The following is a 19,210-nucleotide window of genomic DNA, read 5'->3' as shown; positions in this document are numbered from 1 at the left end:
CTACGAGCGCCCGCGAATCCGCGTCCGAGACCCTGAATTCGGGTTCCTTCTCCTCCTTGGGCGCGCTGCCGCGCCACTGGCGATGACATCGAATCGTCAACGGCTGCAAACCAGGAACGCGCACGACCAGGACAGGCACGTTGTACGACTGCTCCGGATCGACGTGCCGGTAATTTGCGGGCGTCGCGGTCACCTGCGCGCGCGAAGCCGAGGCAATGACCGCGTTGGTGTTCGGGTCGATCACCCGGATCGCGTCAGCACCGCCTTCGACGACCAGGCGTGGTTGCGGAGGTCGGTGTCTTCGTTGGGATGCTAACGGCGCGAACGGCCCCATCGGTTTGGGAGGCGGATACAGCAGACAGCGAAGCGGCTCACCCGGTGCGGGCCCGCGGATATCCAACCCCGAGCAGCTGCTGACCATGCTCAGCACCTCATCGAACTCTGCGGCCTGCAACCACCCGTCGACGCGGGCGACCGGCGGCGCTTGGAGTGGTGTTGTGCTGCCGAGGCGATGATCTCGTCCGCCGAGAACAAAGCGGTGGGGGCCCGATTGCAGGTGAAGCGCCGTACCCGACATCGTGACGGACTGCCCGAGAGCAAAGAGGCCCAGCTTTGCGTCCTTGAATGAAAAAACGTCACCGGGACTGTCTTCGGCCGTCAGGCCATCACTCGTGACGCAAATCGGAATCTTTATGATCCAACCCCACCGCCGAACGCCCACCACACCAAAAAGAATTAGCCCAACAGTTACGAGGCCAAGGACCACCCAGCCGGTGCTGTACGCAGAAGGAAACAGGACCATCACCGCGAACACGGCCACGAGCGCCGCCAGCCAACCCCAAATGCAGATGTAGAGCCACGTCGCCATCCGTGCGGTGGTTGCCACGTAACGGCGCGACTCAGCCGCGTGGTCTGGGCTTGCCATCAGCAAATGCTCCCACGGTGGCGCAGCCGGTACAGCGAATCACGCCAGCACACCGCTGCGCGGATCGTCTCGATGCGGCATTCCAAGCCGCCGCGAACGGGTTCTCAAGAAAAAGTGGAAAACTGGAGAAAAGTGGAGCCTAGGGGAATCGAACCCCTGACACCCGCCTTGCAAAGGCGGTGCTCTACCAACTGAGCTAAGGCCCCTCTTGGTCACCGGGCGGGTGACTGTCCGCGGCCACGTGCCAGACCTCGACACTGCGTCGGGACCGCGCCACAGCGACCACCGCAACGATCGCGACCAGCGGCAGCGCAAGCCTCACGCAACGTCTTGACGAACACATGGTTGTGGGCCTAGGAGGACTCGAACCTCCGACCTCTTCGTTATCAGCGAAGCGCTCTAACCGCCTGAGCTATAGGCCCGTACTTGCGCACAGCCGAGCGACGAGATTACCGCAATCTTCGCCGCTTCCCCAAAACGCTAGTCGCGGTCGGCCAGGGTTACTTCGATACCGCCGATCAGATCCGTGGTCAGGTTGTAGACGAACGCGGCGATGGTGGCCATCGCGGTCATCAGCACGATGTTGACCAAACCGATCAGGACCGCGCCGCCGAAGATCGTCCCGCTGGAAATGAGTTCCCCGCTGCTGCCGCTGGTGTTGTTCAAGAGGTCACCGACGTTGCTGTTGAGCTTGGCCCACACGCCCATGCCGCCGAGCACCAGGTAGAGGAACGCCACGGCGATCATCCAGACGAAGAACACCGCCACCGAGAGCAATAGCGAAACCTTCAGCGTGCTCCACGGGTCGATGCGGCGGATCTGCATGCTGGCCCGGACGGGTCCGCGGCCGCGTCTGGACACCTGGACCCTGGTCTCGCGGGATTCGCGAGCCGCGGCCGCCGTCGACCGAGCCTTGCCCGGGGCCGATGCCGTTCCGGTGTCCGGCGCGGGGGCGGGCTTGCGGGGCGGAGTGCGCGGAACCGGTCCGGACAGATCGGGCAATTCGCTGGCGTACGCCTCGGCGGGCGGCCCTTCGCCGCGCGCGGGCACCGCTTCCAATTCCTGCGTCGGTGGATTGGACGCCCCTGCGGCGCTCGTGCCGGCCGTCGGAGCCGAGGTCCCCGAAATGAAGCGGCTCAGCCGGGCGTCAATCCCGCTCGGCGGGCTCGACGTCCGGGGTTCGGCCGGTGCCTCGGGCGGCTGGCGATGCGCTGCGTGCGGCGCGCGGGGGACACCGCGCTGCCACGGGGGTGCCTCTGTGCCATCCGGCCCGCGGCCGGCCTGTCCGGGCGGCGCCGCCCGATGGGCACCGGCACGCTCGCCCGAACTGTCCCCGTTCGAGCTGTCGCTCGCGTCCGGGGAGCCCGGCTCGTTCCGTGAGGTCACGCCGACTCCTAACACTGTCCGATCGGCCTGAGTCTATTCCCCGGGTCCTACTCGGGGCCTGGCCGCGTCGCTATAGGCTAGCTACCCTCGACTTCACCGATGCTGTCGTCGGCGTTTTCCTCGGCGTTGCGTGCGATCGCTAGCAGTGTGTCGCCCTCACCCAGGTTCATCAAGCGCACGCCCTTCGTCTGTCGTCCCGCCTTGCGGACCTGACGCGCGGTCGTGCGGATCACGCCACCGCCTGAGGTGATCGCGTAGAGTTCGCTGTCCTCGTCGACAATGAGCGCCCCGACCAGCCTGCCCCGGCGCCGGTCGTACATGACGGTCAGCACACCCTTGCCGCCGCGGCCCTGCACCGGATACTCCTCGATAGCGGTTCGTTTCGCGTAACCGCCGGACGTGGCCACCAGCAGATAAGTGTCCTCGCGGATCACATTCAGCGACAGCAGCCGATCGTCGGCGTTGAACCGCATGCCCTGCACCCCGGAGGTGGCCCGCCCCATGGGCCGTAGCGCCTCGTCCGTCGCCGAGAACCTGATGGACTGGCCGTTGGCCGAGACCAGCAGCAGGTCTTCCTCCGCCGAGCACAGCACCGCACCGACCAGCTCGTCGCTGTCGCGCAGGTTGATCGCCACGATCCCACCGGAACGGTTGGAGTCGAAGTCGGTCAACTTTGACTTCTTGACCAATCCGTTTTGCGTGGCCAGCACCAGGTAAGGCGCGTCCTCGTAGCTCTTGATCTGGATGACCTGAGCGATGCGCTCCTCGGGCTGGAAGGCCAGCAGATTCGCGACATGCTGACCGCGGGCGGTGCGCAAGGCCTCCGGCAGCTCGTAGGCCTTGGCCCGGTAGACCCGACCCTGGGTGGTGAAGAACAGGATCCAGTCGTGCGTAGAGCAGACAAAGAAGTGCCGCACGATATCGTCCTGCTTCAGCCCGGCGCCCTGCACGCCCTTCCCGCCCCGTTTCTGGCTGCGGTAGAGGTCGGTCTTGGTGCGCTTGGCGTAGCCGGTTTCGGTGATGGTGACGACGACGTCCTCGCGTGCGATCAGGTCCTCGTCGGCGACGTCACCGTCGGCGGCGATGATTCGGGTGCGGCGGTCGTCGCCGTGCTTTTCGACGATCTCGGCCAGCTCGTCGCGGACGATGGCGCGCTGCCGCTCGGGCTTGGCGAGGATGTCTTCGAGGTCGGCGATCTCGGCCTCGATCTTGGCCAGGTCGTCGATGATGCGCTGCCGCTCCAGCGCCGCCAGGCGCCGCAGCTGCATGTCCAGGATGGCCTGCGCCTGGATGTCGTCGATGTCGAGCAGTTCGATCAGCCCGGCGCGGGCGATGTCGACGGTCTCCGACGCGCGGATAAGCGCGATGACTTCGTCCAGTGCGTCAAGGGCTTTGACGAGACCGCGCAGGATGTGGGCCCGTTCGTTGGCCTTGCGCAGCCGGTAGGTGGTGCGCCGTACGATCACGTCGAGTTGGTGCTCGACGTAGTGGCGGATCATCTGGTCGAGCCGCAGCGTGCGCGGCACGCCGTCGACGATGGACAGCATGTTCGCGCCGAAGCTGGTCTGCAGCTGGGTGTGCTTGTAGAGGTTGTTCAGCACCACCTTCGCCACGGCGTCGCGCTTGATCTCCACGACGATGCGCAGGCCCACCCGGTCGCTGCTCTGGTCCTCGATGTTGGAGATGCCGGCCAGCCGGCCGTCGCGGACCTGCTCGGCGATCGAGGTGATGAAGTTGTCGTGGTTGACCTGATACGGCAGCTCGGTGATGACGATCGAAGTGCGGCCGCGCGAATCTTCTTCTACCTCAACGACTCCGCGCATCCGGATCGAGCCCCGGCCGGTCGTGTACGCGTCGTGGATGCCCTGCGAACCGACGATCAGGCCGTAGGTGGGGAAGTCCGGGCCCTTGACCCGCTCGCAGACCGCGGTGAGCGTCGCCTCTTCGTCGGCCTCGTGGTTGTCCAGGCACCAATACACCGCGTCGGCGAGTTCGCGCAGGTTGTGCGGCGGAATGTTGGTCGCCATCCCGACGGCGATGCCCCCGGATCCGTTGGCCAGCAGGTTGGGGAACCGGCTGGGCAGCACCGTCGGCTCTTGCACCCGGCCGTCGTAATTCGGGATGAAATCGACTGTCTCCTCGTCGATTTCGCGCAGCATTTCCATCGCCAGCGGGGTCAGGCGCGCTTCGGTGTTATGGCTGACGAAACCATTGGTGAGAAAGGCGTGATCTTCCGTGTCGACCCGCAAGCTGTAAACCGGTTGCACGCCGGCCTCGGTCACCGACGCGACGCGGGCGTAATAGAACCGGCCGTCGGTGAGCTCCGTGGCGATCTCGCGGACGTCTGGGTCCGCGATGTGCGACAGGATCTCCGCACCACCGGTGCGCCAACGTTGGATGTGATCGACGTTGTGACGGTTGAGCCACTCTCGGTCGGCCCACGAGCCACCCGATTGCGCGCGGATGAAACGGGCCAGACCGGGCACGTGGTCCCCGTCCACGCCGGCGCACGTGGGCATCGCGGCTAGAATCGTCGCGAGCTTTGCCTGTTTAGCCCCGCCGAAACCGACTCGCGCCCCGAACGTTTCGGCCTGGGCGCGGTCGGTGATGACAACTTTGTGCTCACCCGTGGCATGCCGGTGGCGCCGGGACAACACACCGAATTCGAGCAGCATCTGTTGCACGTCGACAGCCAACTGTCGGCTCCGGGTGGAGTACGAGATCTCAATCGTGTTGCGCGGCAATTGCGAGCAGGAGGCGTCGCATTCGAACAACGCTTGCAGGAAAGCGCGTTTGACCGTGGCGGGTGCGTGCCACAGCCATGCGGGCACAGCCTTTTCTGTCGCATGCTGCCCGCACAGATCGGCAAGCCGTGTCTTCTTCAGTTCATCCAGGGCTTCCATCACGCGGTGCCAGTCCCCAGGACCAAATTCCACTGGCGGGGTCCGTTGCAGCGCCACACAGTCGTTGGGCCGGATCTCTTCGATCAGCTTCCACAGCAGTGTCGGCACGCCGCCGACATCGACGAGGCATAGCAATGGGTGGTTCGCCGTGCCGGTCACTTCGTAGCCTTCGGCGGTGCGCACCTTGAATGTCTGATGCTCGCCCGAATGGAACAGCCGGTCCGCTACAACTGGGTTGCCGTGCCGGTCAAGAACCTTCAGGTCGATCTCGTTGTCCGAGTTCGGCCGGGCACCGGTTACCACGTCGCCTATCCGCACCGACTGCCCAAAGGGCAAGCGCAGCAATGCATCCCCGGTGACGCAGTACCTCATCGCCGCGGGCGGGTCGTTGCCCGGCGAGCCGAAGTTGCCCTGCCCGTCGACAAGCGGGTACCGCAGCGACCACGGCTGCGCCATCCGCACCAGGGTGTCGTAGATCGACGCGTCGCCGTGCGGGTGGTAGTTACCCATCGTCTCGGCGACCGACCGCGCCGACTTGGCGTGGCTGCGGTCCGGCCGGAATCCGGAGTCGTACATCGCGTACAGCACCCGGCGGTGCACCGGCTTGAGACCGTCGCGTACCTCGGGCAGCGCGCGGCCGACGATGACGCTCATCGCGTAGTCGATGTAGCTACGCTGCATCTCCTGCTGGATGTCGACGGGTTCGATCCGGTCGCCGGCCTCGTCGCCCGGCGGCAGCGTGGTGTCAGTCATGTATTCCTCGGGTCGTCGGACGTCGTCAGACGTCCAAGAAGCGAACGTCCTTGGCGTTACGAGTGATAAAGCTGCGGCGGGCGTCGACGTCCTCGCCCATCAGGATGGAGAACAATTCGTCGGCGGCCGCCGCGTCGTCCAATGTGACTTGGCGCAGCACCCGGACCGATGGGTCCATCGTGGTTTCCCACAATTCTTTGGCGTCCATCTCACCCAGACCCTTGTAGCGCTGGATGCCGTCTTCCTTGTTGATCTTCTTGCCGGTCTTTTGCCCAGCCTCGAGCAGGCCGTCGCGTTCACGATCGGAGTAGGCGAACTCCGGTTCGCTGCGCTGCCACTTCAACTTGTACAGCGGTGGCTGAGCCAAGAACACGTGGCCGTTCTCGATCAGCGGCCGCATGAACCGGAACAGCAGCGTCAACAGCAGCGTCGAGATGTGCTGTCCGTCCACATCGGCGTCGGCCATCAGCACGATCTTGTGATAGCGCAGCTTGGTGATGTCGAATTCGTCGTGGATCCCGGTTCCGAGTGCGGTGATGATCGCCTGGACTTCGGTGTTTTTCAGCACCCGGTCGATTCGGGCCTTCTCCACGTTGATGATCTTGCCGCGCAACGGCAAGATGGCCTGAAACATCGAATCGCGGCCGCTCTTGGCCGAGCCGCCGGCGGAGTCACCTTCCACCACATACAGTTCCGACTTCCGGGGATCGGTGGATCGGCAGTCGGCCAGCTTACCCGGGAGCCCGCCGAGATCGGTTGCGCTCTTGCGCCGCACCAACTCTCGTGCCTTGCGCGCCGCGATCCGCGCCTGCGCGGACGACACCGCCTTGTTCACAACAGTTTTGGCTTCCGAGGGGTTGGCCTCGAACCAATGGGTGAGCTGTTCGTTACAGACCTTCTGCACGAAGGACTTGACCTCGGTGTTGCCCAGCTTCGTCTTGGTCTGACCCTCGAACTGCGGTTCGCTCACCTTGACCGAGATGACCGCGGCCAAGCCTTCCCGGATGTCGTCGCCGGTCAGGTTGGGGTCTTTGTCCTTCAGCAGCTTCTTGTCTTTGGCGTACTTGTTCACCACGGACGTCAGCGCGCTGCGGAAGCCTTCTTCGTGGGTACCGCCCTCATGGGTGTTGATGGTGTTGGCAAAGGTGTGCACCGACTCCGAATATCCGCCGTTCCACTGCATCGCGATTTCGACTTCGTGGCCGGTGCCCTTGCCGTCGAAGTCGATGACGCTCTGCTGGATCGGACTCTTGGTGCGGTTGATGTGCTTGACGAAGTCGACCAAACCGCCCGGATAGTGGAAGGTGCGGTGCTTGACCTTTTGCGGCCCAACCGATTCCGCAGCCTTCTCCTCGGCGGACTTGGGCGCCTCAGCGGTGTCGCTGACCACCTCGTCGACGACCTCGTCCTGCGTCACTCGTTCATCGGTGAGGTTGATCGTCAGACCTTTGTTCAGAAATGCCATCTCCTGCAGCCGGCGCGCCACGGTCTCGAAGTCGTACTCGGTGGTCTCAAAGATGTCGGGATCGGCCCAGAACCGGATGGTGGTTCCCGTCTTCTTGGTGGCCGCACCCTGCTTGAGGGTGCCCGGCACGGCGTGGTCGTAGAACTGCGACCACTCGTGTCCGTCGCGTTTGATGTCGACCTCGAGCCGGGTGGACAACGCGTTCACCACCGACACACCAACACCGTGCAGACCTCCGCTGACGGTGTAGCCGCTGTTCTCGCCACCAAATTTGCCGCCGGCGTGCAGTTGGGTCATGACGACGTCGACGGTGGGGGCGCCGGTGGCGTGTTGCGCGACGGGAATGCCGCGTCCGTTGTCGGCGACCTCGACACTGCGGTCGTCGAGTAGCCGCACGTCGACCTGGCTCGCGTAGCCGGCCATCGCCTCATCGACGGAATTGTCCACAACCTCCCAGATGAGGTGGTGCAGACCACGCTCGCCGGTGGACCCGATGTACATGCCCGGGCGCTTCCGGACTGCCTCCAAACCTTTGAGAACTGTGATGGCGTCGGCGCCGTACCCGTCTTTGGACTTATTCTTCGCGGCAGCCACGATCCGAGTGCTCTCCTTGGGGTTGGGTGCGAGCGGTTCGATCACCGCGACGGTCGCACCGCTCCACTCTACCGCGAAGGGGTGTCCGCACCGATTTTCTAGGCGCGTTTCCGCCTATCTGATCGCGCCGTGCGCACGATATCTTCCTTCCGGTTGCGTCATGACGTTTGCCACGCGCCAATGTCCTTTCCTGGCGGCTCTGAGGCGGCCGTCACATGACGCGGTTCGACGAGGGTACGACGCTGTCGGGGGCTGCTGAGTTCCCTACCCGTAGGTGTCGCGCGGCCCCCTGCCCGCGATGTGCCGCGGCCCCTTTCGCCAGGACGGCGCTACCGGCCCCGTGATTTTCAACGATGTCACGACACCGTTGCCGACGGCGGCCGCGATCTTGGCCAACAGTTGTGCCTGCATCACCCGCAGTTGTGTGGCCCACGCCGTGGACTCCGCCGTCACACTCAGCACACCCCCGCTCAGCGCCGTGGGCGTGGCATGCTCGGCGATCTGCTGGCCGACCACCGTCGACCACTGGCCGAGCACGGTGCCCTCCGCAACCTGCGCGGACCACCCGCGTCTTTTCGCCAGATCGCGGACCGCCCTGCCCAGCGGTTGCGGATCGCGCGGGTCAGGACCGGGGCCCGACCAGCTGCGACGTCGGCCGGCGACGCGGCGCGGCACCGAGGATGCCGCCCGACCACGTCCGGCGTCTTTTCCTTGCGCGCGGGCAGCAGCACGGGCTTCTTCGAGAGTGCGCCGCACCAAGTCGATGCCCGTCAGTTCGGGCTGGTCGTTGGCCTCTGTCATGGTTGCAACACCGACACCCGTCCGGAATCACCGTCACGCATCGCTATCCCCACCCGCCTAGCGTCCCAGTCAGACGGGATGTCTTCCAGTACTGCCGCCGTCACCAATACCTGCTCGGCCGACTGCGCCACTGCCGCCAACGCGCGCCGGCGCGCGGCATCGAGTTCGGCGAACACGTCGTCGAGCAACAGCACCGGTTCGTCGCCGTCCGCGCGCAACAATTCGTAAGCCGCCAACCGCAGTGCTATCGCGAGCGACCACGATTCCCCATGACTGGCAAAGCCTTTCGCGACCTGGTCACCCAGTCGCAACTCAAGGTCGTCGCGGTGCGGGCCGACCAGGCAGACACCCCGTTCCAGCTCGGCGTCCCTGCGGGCCGCCAACGCGGCCAACAGACTGGTTTCCAGGAAGTCGAAGTCGGCGTCGGCGGTATTCAGCCCGTCCATGCTGGCGCGGTACCGGATCGAGGCCGCCCGTGATCCCGGCGCCAGGAGCTGGTAGGCCTTCTCCACCTCGGGACTCAGTTGATTGACCAAATCGATTCGGGCAGAAATCAATTCGGCACCGTGTTGGGCCAACCGGCTGTCCCACACGTCGAGTGTGTCCAACGCGGCGCGATCGCCGCGGTATCGTGCACCGGCCAAGGACTTCAATAGCGCCGTGCGCTGGCGCAGCACCCTGTCGTAGTCGGCGCGCACTCCGGCTACCCTCGGCCGCCGCACAGTGGCCAGGTCGTCCAGGTAGCGGCGGCGGTCCGCCGGATCCCCACGAACCAATGCCAGATCTTCCGGAGCGAATAACACCGCGCGCAGCACCCCGACCACCTCACGCGTGCTTCGGACGGGGGAGCGGTTCAGGCGGGCCTTGTTGGCTCGGCCTGCGGCGATCTCCAGGTCGATCGCGCATTCCCTGCTGTCGTTCACGACGATTGTCGAGACCACCGCCCGTTCGGCGCCGGAGCGGATCAATGTTGCGTCGGTGCCCACCCGGTGCGAGCCCAAGGTAGCCGAATACCACAGGGCCTCAACAAGGTTCGTCTTCCCAAAACCGTTCGGTGCGATAAACACCGTCCGGCCTGGATGCAGTTCGAGGTCGGCGTGCTCCCAGGACCGAAAGTCACGCAGTGCCAAATGCCGGACGTGCACCTATTCCGGCACCTACCCAGGAAGCCGAACTGGCATCAGCAAATACACGTAGTCGGTGGCCAGCGACGGGAACGGCCCGCCACCCGTGGTGTGGCTGTCATCGTCGGACGCCGGGCGCAGCAACGCGGGCTTGCCCGGAGTAGTGAAACCGAACGACACTCGCTCCGAGTGCACCGAACTCAGCCCGTCGGTCAGATACGTCGGGTTGAACGCAATGGTCAGCGGCTCGCCGGCATAGTCGACCGGGAGGTCCTCTTCGGCCCGGCCCACGTCGTCGGCGCCGGCGGAAAGCCGCAACATGTTATCGCCGAATTCCATGCGCACCTGCGCACCCCGGTCGGCTACCAGCGCGACCAACTTGATCGCTTCGGTCAACTCGGCGACGTTGATCGTGGCCACCGCCGTGTGTTCGGCCGGTAGCAGTTGACGGAACTTCGGGAATTCCGCGTCCAAGAGCCGGGTGGTGCTGCACTTCCCGTTACCCCTGATGCCCAGCAGTCCGTCCTTGCCGACTCCTGTGCCCGCCCCCAGGGACAACCGAACCTCAGAACCATCGGCACCGGCCTTTGCCGCTTCGGCCAACGTCTTGGCCGGGACCAGTACGGACGCCTCAATGTCGGGTGACGCGGCGGACCAGGTCAACTCGCGAACCGCCAACCGAAACCTGTCGGTGGCCGCCAAAACCACCGTCTCACCAGCGATCTCCACCCGGATACCGGTCAGCATCGGCAGGGTGTCGTCGCGGCCGGCGGCGATGGCAACCTGGCCGATCGCCTCGGCGAACAAATCCGCGGGTAATGACCCGGTCTCTTCGGGCAGCGTCGGCAACGTCGGGTAATCCTCAACGGCAAGGGTCGGCAACGAAAATCTGGCACTCCCGCAGGTCAACGCCACTCGATTGCCATCCACAGCAAGATCCACGGGTTTATCCGGCAACGCGCGGGTAATGTCAGACAACAACCTGCCAGACACCAAAACGCTTCCAGGACAAGCTATTTCGGCAGCGACCTGAGCCTCGGCGGAAACCTCGTAGTCGAATCCGGAGATGGTCAGGCCGTCATCCGAGCCGGTCAACAGGACACCCGACAGCACCGGCACTGCGGGCCGGGTGGGCAGATTCTTGGCCACCCACGACACCGCGTCGGCGAAGGACTCTCGCACTAGACGGAACTTCAAGTCGGTGAGGCCAGCTCGTGTCGTCGCCGCGTCCATTGCGTCCCTTCACCTAACCAGGAGTTCAAGTTCAGTCGGCCGCCCCGCAACGGCAGTCGAAGAACAACCGTAAAGCTTCTGACGTCAACTTGAAAGGTAATCGCGCACTGTGACAGAACGGCGCGGGCGGGGCTGCGGACCCCCCATGCGGCACGACGTCCCCAGACCTGTACTTCAAAGAAGAAATAACGAAGAGATCTCAGTAACAGTATTAAGGGGTGTGCATTCTGTGGACAACCGGGCTGTGGTGCTGATGGCGGGCCGGGTGGGCTGTGGATGACGGCGTGGACGGCTGTGTGCTCTGTGTTGGGCCGGGTGGGGATGACGCGTGGGTGTGCACGTAATTCCGCATAGCGCCGGGGTTTGTGCAGGCATTGTGCACAACGGCGCACACATCGCCGACGTGTGACCACTGTGACGCGCGGGTGAGAAGTTTTTTGAAAAGTTTTCGGTTGTCAGCGTTTGGAGCGCTGCCGGATCCGGGTGGTGAGTTCCTTGACGTTGTCGAAGATCTCGCGGCGTTCGGCCATCTCGGAGCGGATCTTGCGTTCGGCGTACATCACAGTCGTGTGGTCGCGGCCGAACGCCTGGCCGATTTTGGGTAGTGACAGATCGGTGAGTTCGCGGCAAAGGTACATCGCAATCTGGCGTGACTGAGCAAGTGCCCGTGTCTTGCCTGGGCCACGCAGCTCTTCGACAGTGGTGTCGAAGTATTCGGCGGTGGCAGCCATGATGGTCGCCGCGCTGATTTGCATATTGCTGGCGTCGGCGATGAGGTCCCGCAGAACGATTTCGGCTAGGGCCTTGTCGATCGGTGTCTTGTTCAACGACGCGAACGCGGTGACCCGGATCAGGGCACCCTCGAGTTCGCGAATGTTGCGTTCGATGCTGCTGGCGATGAGCTCGAGGACGTCGTCGGGTACCGCGAGCCGTTCCATCTGTGCTTTCTTCCGCAGGATGGCGATGCGGGTCTCCAGCTCTGGAGGCTGGACGTCGGTGATCAGTCCCCACTCGAACCGTGTGCGCAGCCGATCTTCAAGGGTGGCGAGCTGTTTCGGCGGCCGGTCAGACGAGATGACGATCTGCTTATTGGCGTTATGCAGCGTGTTGAAGGTGTGGAAGAACTCCTCCTGGATGCCTTCCTTGCCTTCGATGAACTGGATGTCGTCGACCAGCAGCACGTCGACGTCGCGGTAGCTGCGCTTGAACGCGACCCTGCGGTCGTCGCGCAGCGAGTTGATGAAATCGTTGGTGAATTCCTCGGTAGAGACGTACTTGACCCGCATCCCCGGGAACAGTCGCTGTGTGTAGTTGCCGGCGGCGTGCAGCAGGTGTGTTTTGCCCAGGCCCGACTCACCCCAGATGAAAAGCGGGTTATAGGCACGGGCCGGGGCTTCGGCGATCGCCAGGGCGGCGGCGTGGGCAAACCGGTTGGAGGCGCCGATGACGAAGGTGTCGAACGTGTAGCGCCGGTTGAGGCTGGTTCCGGCCGCGCCGCCCGATTCGCTCTTGTGCGGACGTTCGGTGAAGTAGGTCGGCCAATTTTGGTTGGCGAGGGCCTCACCGTCTTCGTCTTCCTCATCCGTTTCCAGGCCGAGCTCTTCGGCGTCTGGCCCGGCGGTATCACCGTCTTGGTCGCCGGCGGGTGGGGCGATACGCACCCCGAGTTGGATCTGCTGGCCGAGGCGGCGGCTCAGCGCGTCGGTAATGGGCTCGCGCAGATGCCGTTCGATCTCGTTTTGGACAAAGCTGCTCGGTACCGACAGCAGAGCAAAGCCCTCGACGATCGTCAGGGGCTGGACCAGGTTGAGCCAAGCCCGTTGCTGAGGAGTCAGGGGAGTCGCGAGGCTGGTCCGGCTCAGAGCCATACCGTCGGCGCCGGGTTCGCCATTGAGTTCGGAGACGACGGCGTTCCATACCGTGGTGAAACCTGAACCGGGATCATCGGTCAACGACGCATCTCCCTGGTCCCGACATCGAGGTATAACTATCACCTGTGGCGACAATCAACTGTCCACATGGTTATCCACAACTGTGGAAAGACAGTTTATTAAGCGTGCCACAACCGGCCGGCCGTGGCTCGCGATCTCCGCGCTGAAGACGATCCGCCAGGGGTCGTCTAGACAGCTAGTCGATCAGCCATCCTCGCTTCATTGTCTGCCGCCGTCCCCAATCCGAACGGCACTGCCCGAAGCTAACAGTTTTCTGTTCGGCTGCCAACAGTTTCAGGGGCATTCGGATGGGTGGTTTTTAGATTTGTGTCGGATAGCCACGGACGGTGTTTGGGGACGGCGGATGTGGAGATCGCGTCACGACTGTGTCGTTGGGGCAGGCCAGGTTTGACCCGGCGAACGCGCGTCAGTACCCTCAAACAGTCGCCCGAAAGTTGGCGATACGGCTGCGAACCAGGTTATCCGCTTGGAGACCGCGCCGGGCAGTAGCGGTACCGTCCTTTGGCTGACATCCGAGTGACTCGGTTGCCAGGTTGGATGGCGGGGCGGCTCGGACTTGATTTTGAGATGACGAGGAGAATGCCGTGGCCAAGGGCAAGCGGACCTTCCAGCCGAACAACCGGCGCCGAGCCCGCGTGCATGGCTTCCGTTTGCGGATGCGCACCCGGGCTGGGCGGTCCATCGTGTCCAACCGGCGCCGTAAGGGCCGCCGCGCAATAACTGCCTGATCGCAAGCACAGGTCTTCTAGCGGTGCTACCCGCACGCAACCGCATGAGGCGGTCCGCCGAGTTCGACGCGACCGTGCGATACGGGATGCGCACCGTACAGCCCGATGTCGTTGTGCATGTCCGGCGGGGGTGCGCCGAGGACATTAACGGGCCCCGCGTGGGGCTGATCATCGCCAAGCGGGTCGGCTCTGCGGTGCAACGCCATCGGATCGCCCGTCGGCTCCGCCATGTCGCGCGAACGATGCTGACCGACCTGGATCCCGCCGATCAAGTCGTGATCCGTGCGTTGCCGAGCAGCCGCAACGTGTCGTCGGCATGGTTGGATCAGCAGCTGCGAACCGGGTTACGCCGCGCCTTCGAGCTGGCGGGCAGGCAGCGGTGAGGTCGTTCGCACGGGGGTCCAGGGCGCTTGGTCGCCGCGCGGGCGGGCCGGTGGTCCGCGGCCTGGTGTACCTGATCCAGCTGTACCGGCACATGGTTTCGCCGTTGCGACCGGCCAGCTGCCGCTTCGTTCCGACCTGCAGCCAGTACGCCGTCGAAGCACTGACCGAATATGGCTTGGTGCGGGGGAGTGGGTTGGCCGTGGTCCGGCTCGCCAAGTGCGGACCGTGGCATCGGGGAGGATGGGATCCGATACCCGACCGCTCGCCGGACGGCCGCGTGTGCCGGGCCGGCGATGCCAGGAGCGCCGCGGCGCAAGGGGAGAGTGAGTTGCTTGTTTAACTTCGATTTCTTCAGCCTCGACATCTTCTACTACCCCGTGTCGTGGATCATGTGGCTTTGGTACAAGCTGTTTGCGTTTGCGCTTGGGCCATCGAACTTCTTCGCGTGGGCGCTGTCGGTGATGTTTCTCGTGTTCACCCTGCGCGCCCTGCTGTACAAGCCGTTTGTCCGGCAGATCCGCACCACGCGTCAGATGCAGGAGTTGCAGCCGCAGATTAAGGCGCTGCAGAAAAAGTACGGCAAGGACCGTCAGCGCATGGCGCTGGAGATGCAGAAGCTACAACGTGAGCACGGCTTCAATCCGATCCTGGGTTGCTTGCCGATGCTCGCGCAGATCCCGGTGTTCCTCGGGCTCTATCACGTGTTGCGCTCGTTCAACAGAACCCAGGGCGGGATTGGCCAGCCACACCTGTCGGTGGAGCAGAACCGCATGGTTGGGAACTATGTGTTCAGCCCGGGCGAGGTGCAGCACTTCCTGGACGCCAACCTGTTCGGTGCGCCGATCGGGGCGTCGATGACCCAGCGTGGGGGGTTGGAGGCGTTCACCGATTTCAGCCGCCCGGCGGTGATTGCGGTCTGCGTGCCGGTGATGGTCCTGGCCGGCATCGCGACCTACTTCAACAGCCGTGCCTCCGTTGCGCGGCAGAGTCCGGAGGCGGCCGCAAATCCGCAGACCGCGATGATGAACAAACTCGCGTTGTACGTGTTCCCGCTCGGCGTGGTTGTCGGTGGTCCGTTTCTTCCGCTGGCGATCATCCTGTACTGGTTCTCGAACAACATCTGGACCTTCGGCCAGCAGCACTACGTGTTCGGGATGATCGAGAAAGAGGACGAGGCCAAAAAGCAGGAGGCCATCCAACGGCGAGCGGCCCACGCCCCGGCGCCGGGAGCCAAACCCAAGCGCCAGACCAAGGCGACGCCGGCGAGCGACAACGGCGCTCCGGTGGAAGGCGAAGGCGACGGAGAGCCCGCCGACGCCGAGACGGATGCCGACGGCCCGGTTCGCGAGACAAAACCGGCGGCGGCGAAGGACCGGACGAATCCGGCAACCCGCAACAACGGTCCCGGGAATCGCACGCCACGGCCGGGTGCTCGACCGAGGAAACGCAAACGCTGACGGCCGCCGGGCCACGGGCGGCCCCAGACCAATGGCCACGGGCGTCCTTAGACCAAGAAGAGACGAGGGAAGAGAGATAGCCATGACGGACGCGGAGACAACCGAGCGCGACTTCGACACGGAACTCGACGCCGAACAGTCGACCGAGGACATTTCAGTAGAGGCGACGGGTAACGGATCCGACGACTTCGAGGACCGGTTGGTCGCCGAAGGGGAGATCGCCGGCGACTATTTGGAAGAGCTGTTGGATCTACTGGACTTCGACGGCGACATCGATCTGGATGTCGAGGGTGACCGCGCGGTGGTGAGTATCGACGGGAGTGACGACCTGACCAAGTTGGTCGGTCGCGGTGGGGAAGTGCTCGACGCTCTGCAAGAACTCACCCGATTGGCCGTCCACCAGAAGACGGGTGTGCGCAGCCGGCTGATGCTCGACATCGCGAGTTGGCGACGCCGACGCCGGGAGGAGTTGGCCGCGCTGGGCGACAAGGTAGCGCACCGAGTCCTAGAGAATGGCGACCGTGAGGAGCTCGCGGCGATGACACCCTTCGAGCGAAAGATCGTGCACGACGCCGTTGCGGCGGTGCCCGGCGTGCATAGCGAGAGCGAGGGCGTCGAACCGTCACGCCACGTCGTCGTGTTGCGCGACTGACCATTCGAGTTACAGCCGTGTAGTTCGCAGCGGCGCCAGGTACCGAACCCGAGAAGACCAGAGGAATGTTTCACGTGAAACATGTCGGCCCCTGCGAGTCTGCAGCGCCGTCGGACGCCCTATCCGAGGCCGCCAAAGCGGTGTTCGGAGCACGTCTTGAATTGGCCCTCTACTACGCCGGACTCCTGGCCACAGTCGGTGTCGAACGCGGCCTGCTCGGGCCGCGTGAAGTGGACCGGATCTGGGAACGACATCTACTCAACTCGGCGGTGATCGGTGAACTACTGGATCCGGGCGAGCGGGTGGTGGACATCGGAAGCGGCGCGGGGTTGCCCGGCATTCCGTTGGCCATCGCGCGACCGGATCTGCGGATCGTTCTGCTCGAGCCCTTGCTGCGCCGCAGCGAATTTCTGGGCCAGGCGGTGACGGATCTGGGTTTGGCGGCGCGGGTAGTGCGGGGGCGCGCCGAGGAGCCCGGGACACAGGAGCAGATCGGCGAAAGCGACGCAGCTGTATCGCGGGCGGTCGCACCCCTGGACAAGGTGACGACATGGAGTATGGCGCTGCTGCGGCCCGGCGGCCGAATGTTGGCGATCAAAGGCGAGCGCGCTCCCGAGGAAGTCCAGGAGCACCGGCGTGTGATGGCCGCGTCGGGCGCTGTGGATGTCAGGGTGATCACATGTGGCGTGAACTATCTGCGTCCGCCCGCAACCGTGGTCCTGGCGCGACGCGCCAAGTCGACGCGGCCCACAGCGGGCCGGCCAGGCAAGGGGGGAACGTCATGAGCGCGGACTGCGGTCCAGACCCAGCCGCGGCCCCGTCGGGCATGATTCAAGAGCCGTCGGTCACCGTACCGGCGCCCGGCCAATCGACCGATGTTTCACGTGAAACAACGGACGACTTCGACACCCCCATCGGCGCCGCCGCGGAGCGCGCGATGCGGGTGCTGCACACCACCCACGAACCGTTGCACCGCCCCCCACACCGGCGCTTGTTCACCATCGCGAACCAGAAGGGTGGTGTGGGCAAGACGACTACGGCGGTCAACCTCGCCGCAGCGCTCGCCGTGCAGGGACTCAAAACGCTCGTCATTGATCTCGATCCCCAAGGCAACGCCAGCACCGCGCTCGGCATCACCGACCGCCCATCCGGAACGCCGTCCTCCTACGAGATTTTGCTCGGCGAGGTTACGCTGCAGGCGGCCCTGCGCCACAGCCCCCATAGCGACCGGTTGTTCTGCGTGCCGGCAACCATCGACTTGGCCGGCGCCGAGATCGAGTTGGTCAGCATGGTCGCCCGGGAGAACCGGCTGCGGACCGCCCTCGCCGAACTCGACGACTTCGACTTCGACTATGTCTTCATCGACTGCCCGCCGTCGCTGGGGTTGCTCACCATCAACGCGCTCGTAGCCGCGCCGGAGGTGATGATCCCGATCCAGTGCGAGTACTACGCCCTTGAGGGCGTGTCACAACTCATGCGCAATATCGAGATGGTGAAGGCTCACTTGAATCCCCGACTGGACGTCACCACGGTGATCCTCACCATGTATGACGGCCGGACCAAGCTCGCCGATCAAGTGGCGGAGGAGGTGCGCCGCTACTTTGGCAGCAAGGTGCTGCGCACGGTGATTCCGCGCAGCGTGAAAGTGTCCGAAGCGCCGGGTTACAGCATGACCATCATTGACTACGATCCGGGTTCGCGGGGAGCGATGAGTTACCTGGACGCAAGCCGAGAGCTCGCCGAGCGCGATCAATCACCATCCGCGAAGGGACGACCATGACGCAGCCGTCACGCAGGAAGGGCGGCCTCGGCCGGGGGTTGGCTTCGCTGATCCCGACCGGACCCGCCGACGCTGACTCCGCGCAATCGCCGTTCGGCCCACGGATGGGTTCCGCGGCGGCGGACGTCGTGATCGGAGGCCCCAGTCTGCAGACCCCGCCGATGGGGGCGGTGTACCGGGAAATCGCACCGGCGGACATCGAGGCCAACCCGCGTCAGCCGCGGCAGGTGTTCGACGACGAGGCGCTGTCGGAGCTGGTGCACTCGATCCGCGAATTCGGCCTCTTGCAACCGATCGTGGTGCGCGAGGTCAGCGGGTCCCAAAGCGGCGCGCGCTATCAGATCGTAATGGGGGAACGGCGCTGGCGAGCGGCCCAGGCGGCCGGCCTGACCACCATTCCGGCCATCGTCCGTGAGACGGGCGACGACAATCTCCTGCGCGACGCCCTGCTGGAGAACATCCACCGGGTGCAACTCAATCCGTTGGAAGAGGCCGCGGCCTACCAACAGTTGCTGGACGAGTTCGACGTCACCCACGATGAGCTCGCCGCACGGATCGGGCGTTCGCGTCCGCTGATCACCAACATGATCCGGTTGCTCAAGCTACCTATCCCGGTTCAGCGCCGCGTCGCGGCCGGTGTGCTGTCCGCCGGCCACGCTCGGGCACTGCTATCCCTGGAGGCTGGCCACGAGGCGCAGGAAGAGCTCGCAAGCCGGATCGTCGCGGAGGGCCTGTCGGTGCGAGCCACCGAGGAGGCGGTCACGGTTGCCAACCATGAGGCCAGGAACTTGGCCGACCGTGGCGATGCGGCCAAGCCGACGGCCCCACGCCGTAAGCCGATCCAGATGCCGGGCCTGCAAGACGTTGCTGAGCGGCTGTCCAACGCCTTCGACACCCGGGTCACGGTCAGCCTCGGCAAACGCAAAGGCAAGATCGTAGTCGAGTTCGCCTCGGTGGATGACCTACAGCGAATTATCGCGATGATGCCGCCGGGCAAGGCCTGATAAGCCCGGACCAGGGACACGGTGTAATTACGTCACTGTGACACTGCGGCCGTTCCGCAGTGTGAAGGA

General features: G+C 64.6%; 16 protein-coding genes and 2 tRNA genes. 8 read left to right on the top strand and 10 right to left on the bottom strand.

The window, feature by feature from the left end:
- The 10 genes from JO236_RS03635 to dnaA form a co-directional block, all read right to left on the bottom strand.
- Positions 1 to 925 (bottom strand): hypothetical protein (locus JO236_RS03635; RefSeq protein WP_293324850.1); only part of this gene is annotated, 925 nt, incomplete at its 3' end.
- A 133-nt stretch (positions 926 to 1,058) separates the two neighbouring features.
- Positions 1,059 to 1,131: transfer RNA gene (locus tag JO236_RS03630), tRNA-Ala, on the bottom strand.
- A 142-nt stretch (positions 1,132 to 1,273) separates the two neighbouring features.
- Positions 1,274 to 1,347: transfer RNA gene (locus JO236_RS03625), tRNA-Ile, on the bottom strand.
- A 58-nt stretch (positions 1,348 to 1,405) separates the two neighbouring features.
- Positions 1,406 to 2,311: a DUF3566 domain-containing protein gene (locus tag JO236_RS03620; protein WP_293324848.1), complete on the bottom strand. Its 906-nt coding sequence runs from the start codon at positions 2,309 to 2,311 to the stop codon at positions 1,406 to 1,408.
- Positions 2,312 to 2,388: 77 nt separating this feature from the next.
- Positions 2,389 to 5,967 (bottom strand): intein-containing DNA gyrase subunit A, encoded by a 3,579-nt coding sequence (gene gyrA, locus JO236_RS03615; RefSeq protein ID WP_293324846.1) that lies wholly within the window; start codon positions 5,965 to 5,967, stop codon positions 2,389 to 2,391.
- 25 nt (positions 5,968 to 5,992) lie between these two features.
- Positions 5,993 to 8,026, bottom strand: a complete 2,034-nt coding sequence (gene gyrB / locus JO236_RS03610; protein ID WP_293324859.1) for a DNA topoisomerase (ATP-hydrolyzing) subunit B — start codon at positions 8,024 to 8,026, stop codon at positions 5,993 to 5,995.
- A gap of 264 nt (positions 8,027 to 8,290) precedes the next feature.
- Positions 8,291 to 8,827: a DUF721 family protein gene (locus JO236_RS03605; RefSeq protein WP_293324843.1), complete on the bottom strand. Its 537-nt coding sequence runs from the start codon at positions 8,825 to 8,827 to the stop codon at positions 8,291 to 8,293.
- Positions 8,824 to 9,972: a DNA replication/repair protein RecF gene (recF, locus tag JO236_RS03600; RefSeq protein ID WP_293324841.1), complete on the bottom strand. Its 1,149-nt coding sequence runs from the start codon at positions 9,970 to 9,972 to the stop codon at positions 8,824 to 8,826. Before recF ends, JO236_RS03605 begins: the two co-directional genes overlap by 4 nt.
- A 12-nt stretch (positions 9,973 to 9,984) precedes the next feature.
- The gene (dnaN, locus tag JO236_RS03595) at positions 9,985 to 11,184 is read right to left on the bottom strand and encodes a DNA polymerase III subunit beta (protein ID WP_293324838.1); all 1,200 of its coding nucleotides are present in this window, start codon (positions 11,182 to 11,184) and stop codon (positions 9,985 to 9,987) included.
- Positions 11,185 to 11,639: 455 nt separating this feature from the next.
- Entirely contained in the window at positions 11,640 to 13,136 is a 1,497-nt protein-coding gene (dnaA, locus tag JO236_RS03590; RefSeq protein ID WP_293324835.1) for a chromosomal replication initiator protein DnaA, read from the bottom strand.
- Between the two features lie 584 nt (positions 13,137 to 13,720).
- Here dnaA and rpmH point away from each other — a divergent pair.
- The 8 genes from rpmH to JO236_RS03550 all read left to right on the top strand — a co-directional run bounded on the left by rpmH (position 13,721) and on the right by JO236_RS03550 (position 19,141).
- Positions 13,721 to 13,864 (top strand): 50S ribosomal protein L34, encoded by a 144-nt coding sequence (gene rpmH, locus JO236_RS03585; protein WP_293324832.1) that lies wholly within the window; start codon positions 13,721 to 13,723, stop codon positions 13,862 to 13,864.
- A 23-nt stretch (positions 13,865 to 13,887) separates the two neighbouring features.
- On the top strand, positions 13,888 to 14,247 hold the full coding sequence (gene rnpA / locus JO236_RS03580) for a ribonuclease P protein component (RefSeq protein WP_293324829.1): 360 nt from the start codon (positions 13,888 to 13,890) through the stop codon (positions 14,245 to 14,247).
- Positions 14,181 to 14,588: a membrane protein insertion efficiency factor YidD gene (gene yidD, locus JO236_RS03575; RefSeq protein WP_416362142.1), complete on the top strand. Its 408-nt coding sequence runs from the start codon at positions 14,181 to 14,183 to the stop codon at positions 14,586 to 14,588. Before rnpA ends, yidD begins: the two co-directional genes overlap by 67 nt.
- 49 nt (positions 14,589 to 14,637) lie before the next feature.
- Positions 14,638 to 15,705 (top strand): membrane protein insertase YidC, encoded by a 1,068-nt coding sequence (yidC, locus tag JO236_RS03570; RefSeq protein WP_416362144.1) that lies wholly within the window; start codon positions 14,638 to 14,640, stop codon positions 15,703 to 15,705.
- An 82-nt stretch (positions 15,706 to 15,787) separates the two neighbouring features.
- A complete protein-coding gene (locus JO236_RS03565; protein WP_293324821.1) occupies positions 15,788 to 16,357 on the top strand; it encodes a protein jag in 570 nt (189 codons plus the stop codon).
- A 65-nt stretch (positions 16,358 to 16,422) separates the two neighbouring features.
- Positions 16,423 to 17,142 carry a 16S rRNA (guanine(527)-N(7))-methyltransferase RsmG gene (gene rsmG, locus JO236_RS03560; protein WP_293324819.1) on the top strand — a complete coding sequence of 240 codons (720 nt, stop codon included), beginning with the start codon at positions 16,423 to 16,425 and terminating at the stop codon, positions 17,140 to 17,142.
- A 41-nt stretch (positions 17,143 to 17,183) separates the two neighbouring features.
- Positions 17,184 to 18,137 (top strand): ParA family protein, encoded by a 954-nt coding sequence (locus JO236_RS03555; protein ID WP_416362143.1) that lies wholly within the window; start codon positions 17,184 to 17,186, stop codon positions 18,135 to 18,137.
- Positions 18,134 to 19,141 (top strand): ParB/RepB/Spo0J family partition protein, encoded by a 1,008-nt coding sequence (locus JO236_RS03550; protein ID WP_293324814.1) that lies wholly within the window; start codon positions 18,134 to 18,136, stop codon positions 19,139 to 19,141. Before JO236_RS03555 ends, JO236_RS03550 begins: the two co-directional genes overlap by 4 nt.
- The last annotated feature ends 69 nt before the right edge of the window (positions 19,142 to 19,210 follow it).

Origin of the sequence: Mycobacterium sp., assembly GCF_019247635.1 — a bacterium.
GTDB lineage: Bacteria > Actinomycetota > Actinomycetes > Mycobacteriales > Mycobacteriaceae > Mycobacterium.
The sequence above is the reverse complement of the archived record's forward strand: the minus strand, read 5'-3'. Positions and strand labels throughout refer to the sequence as shown.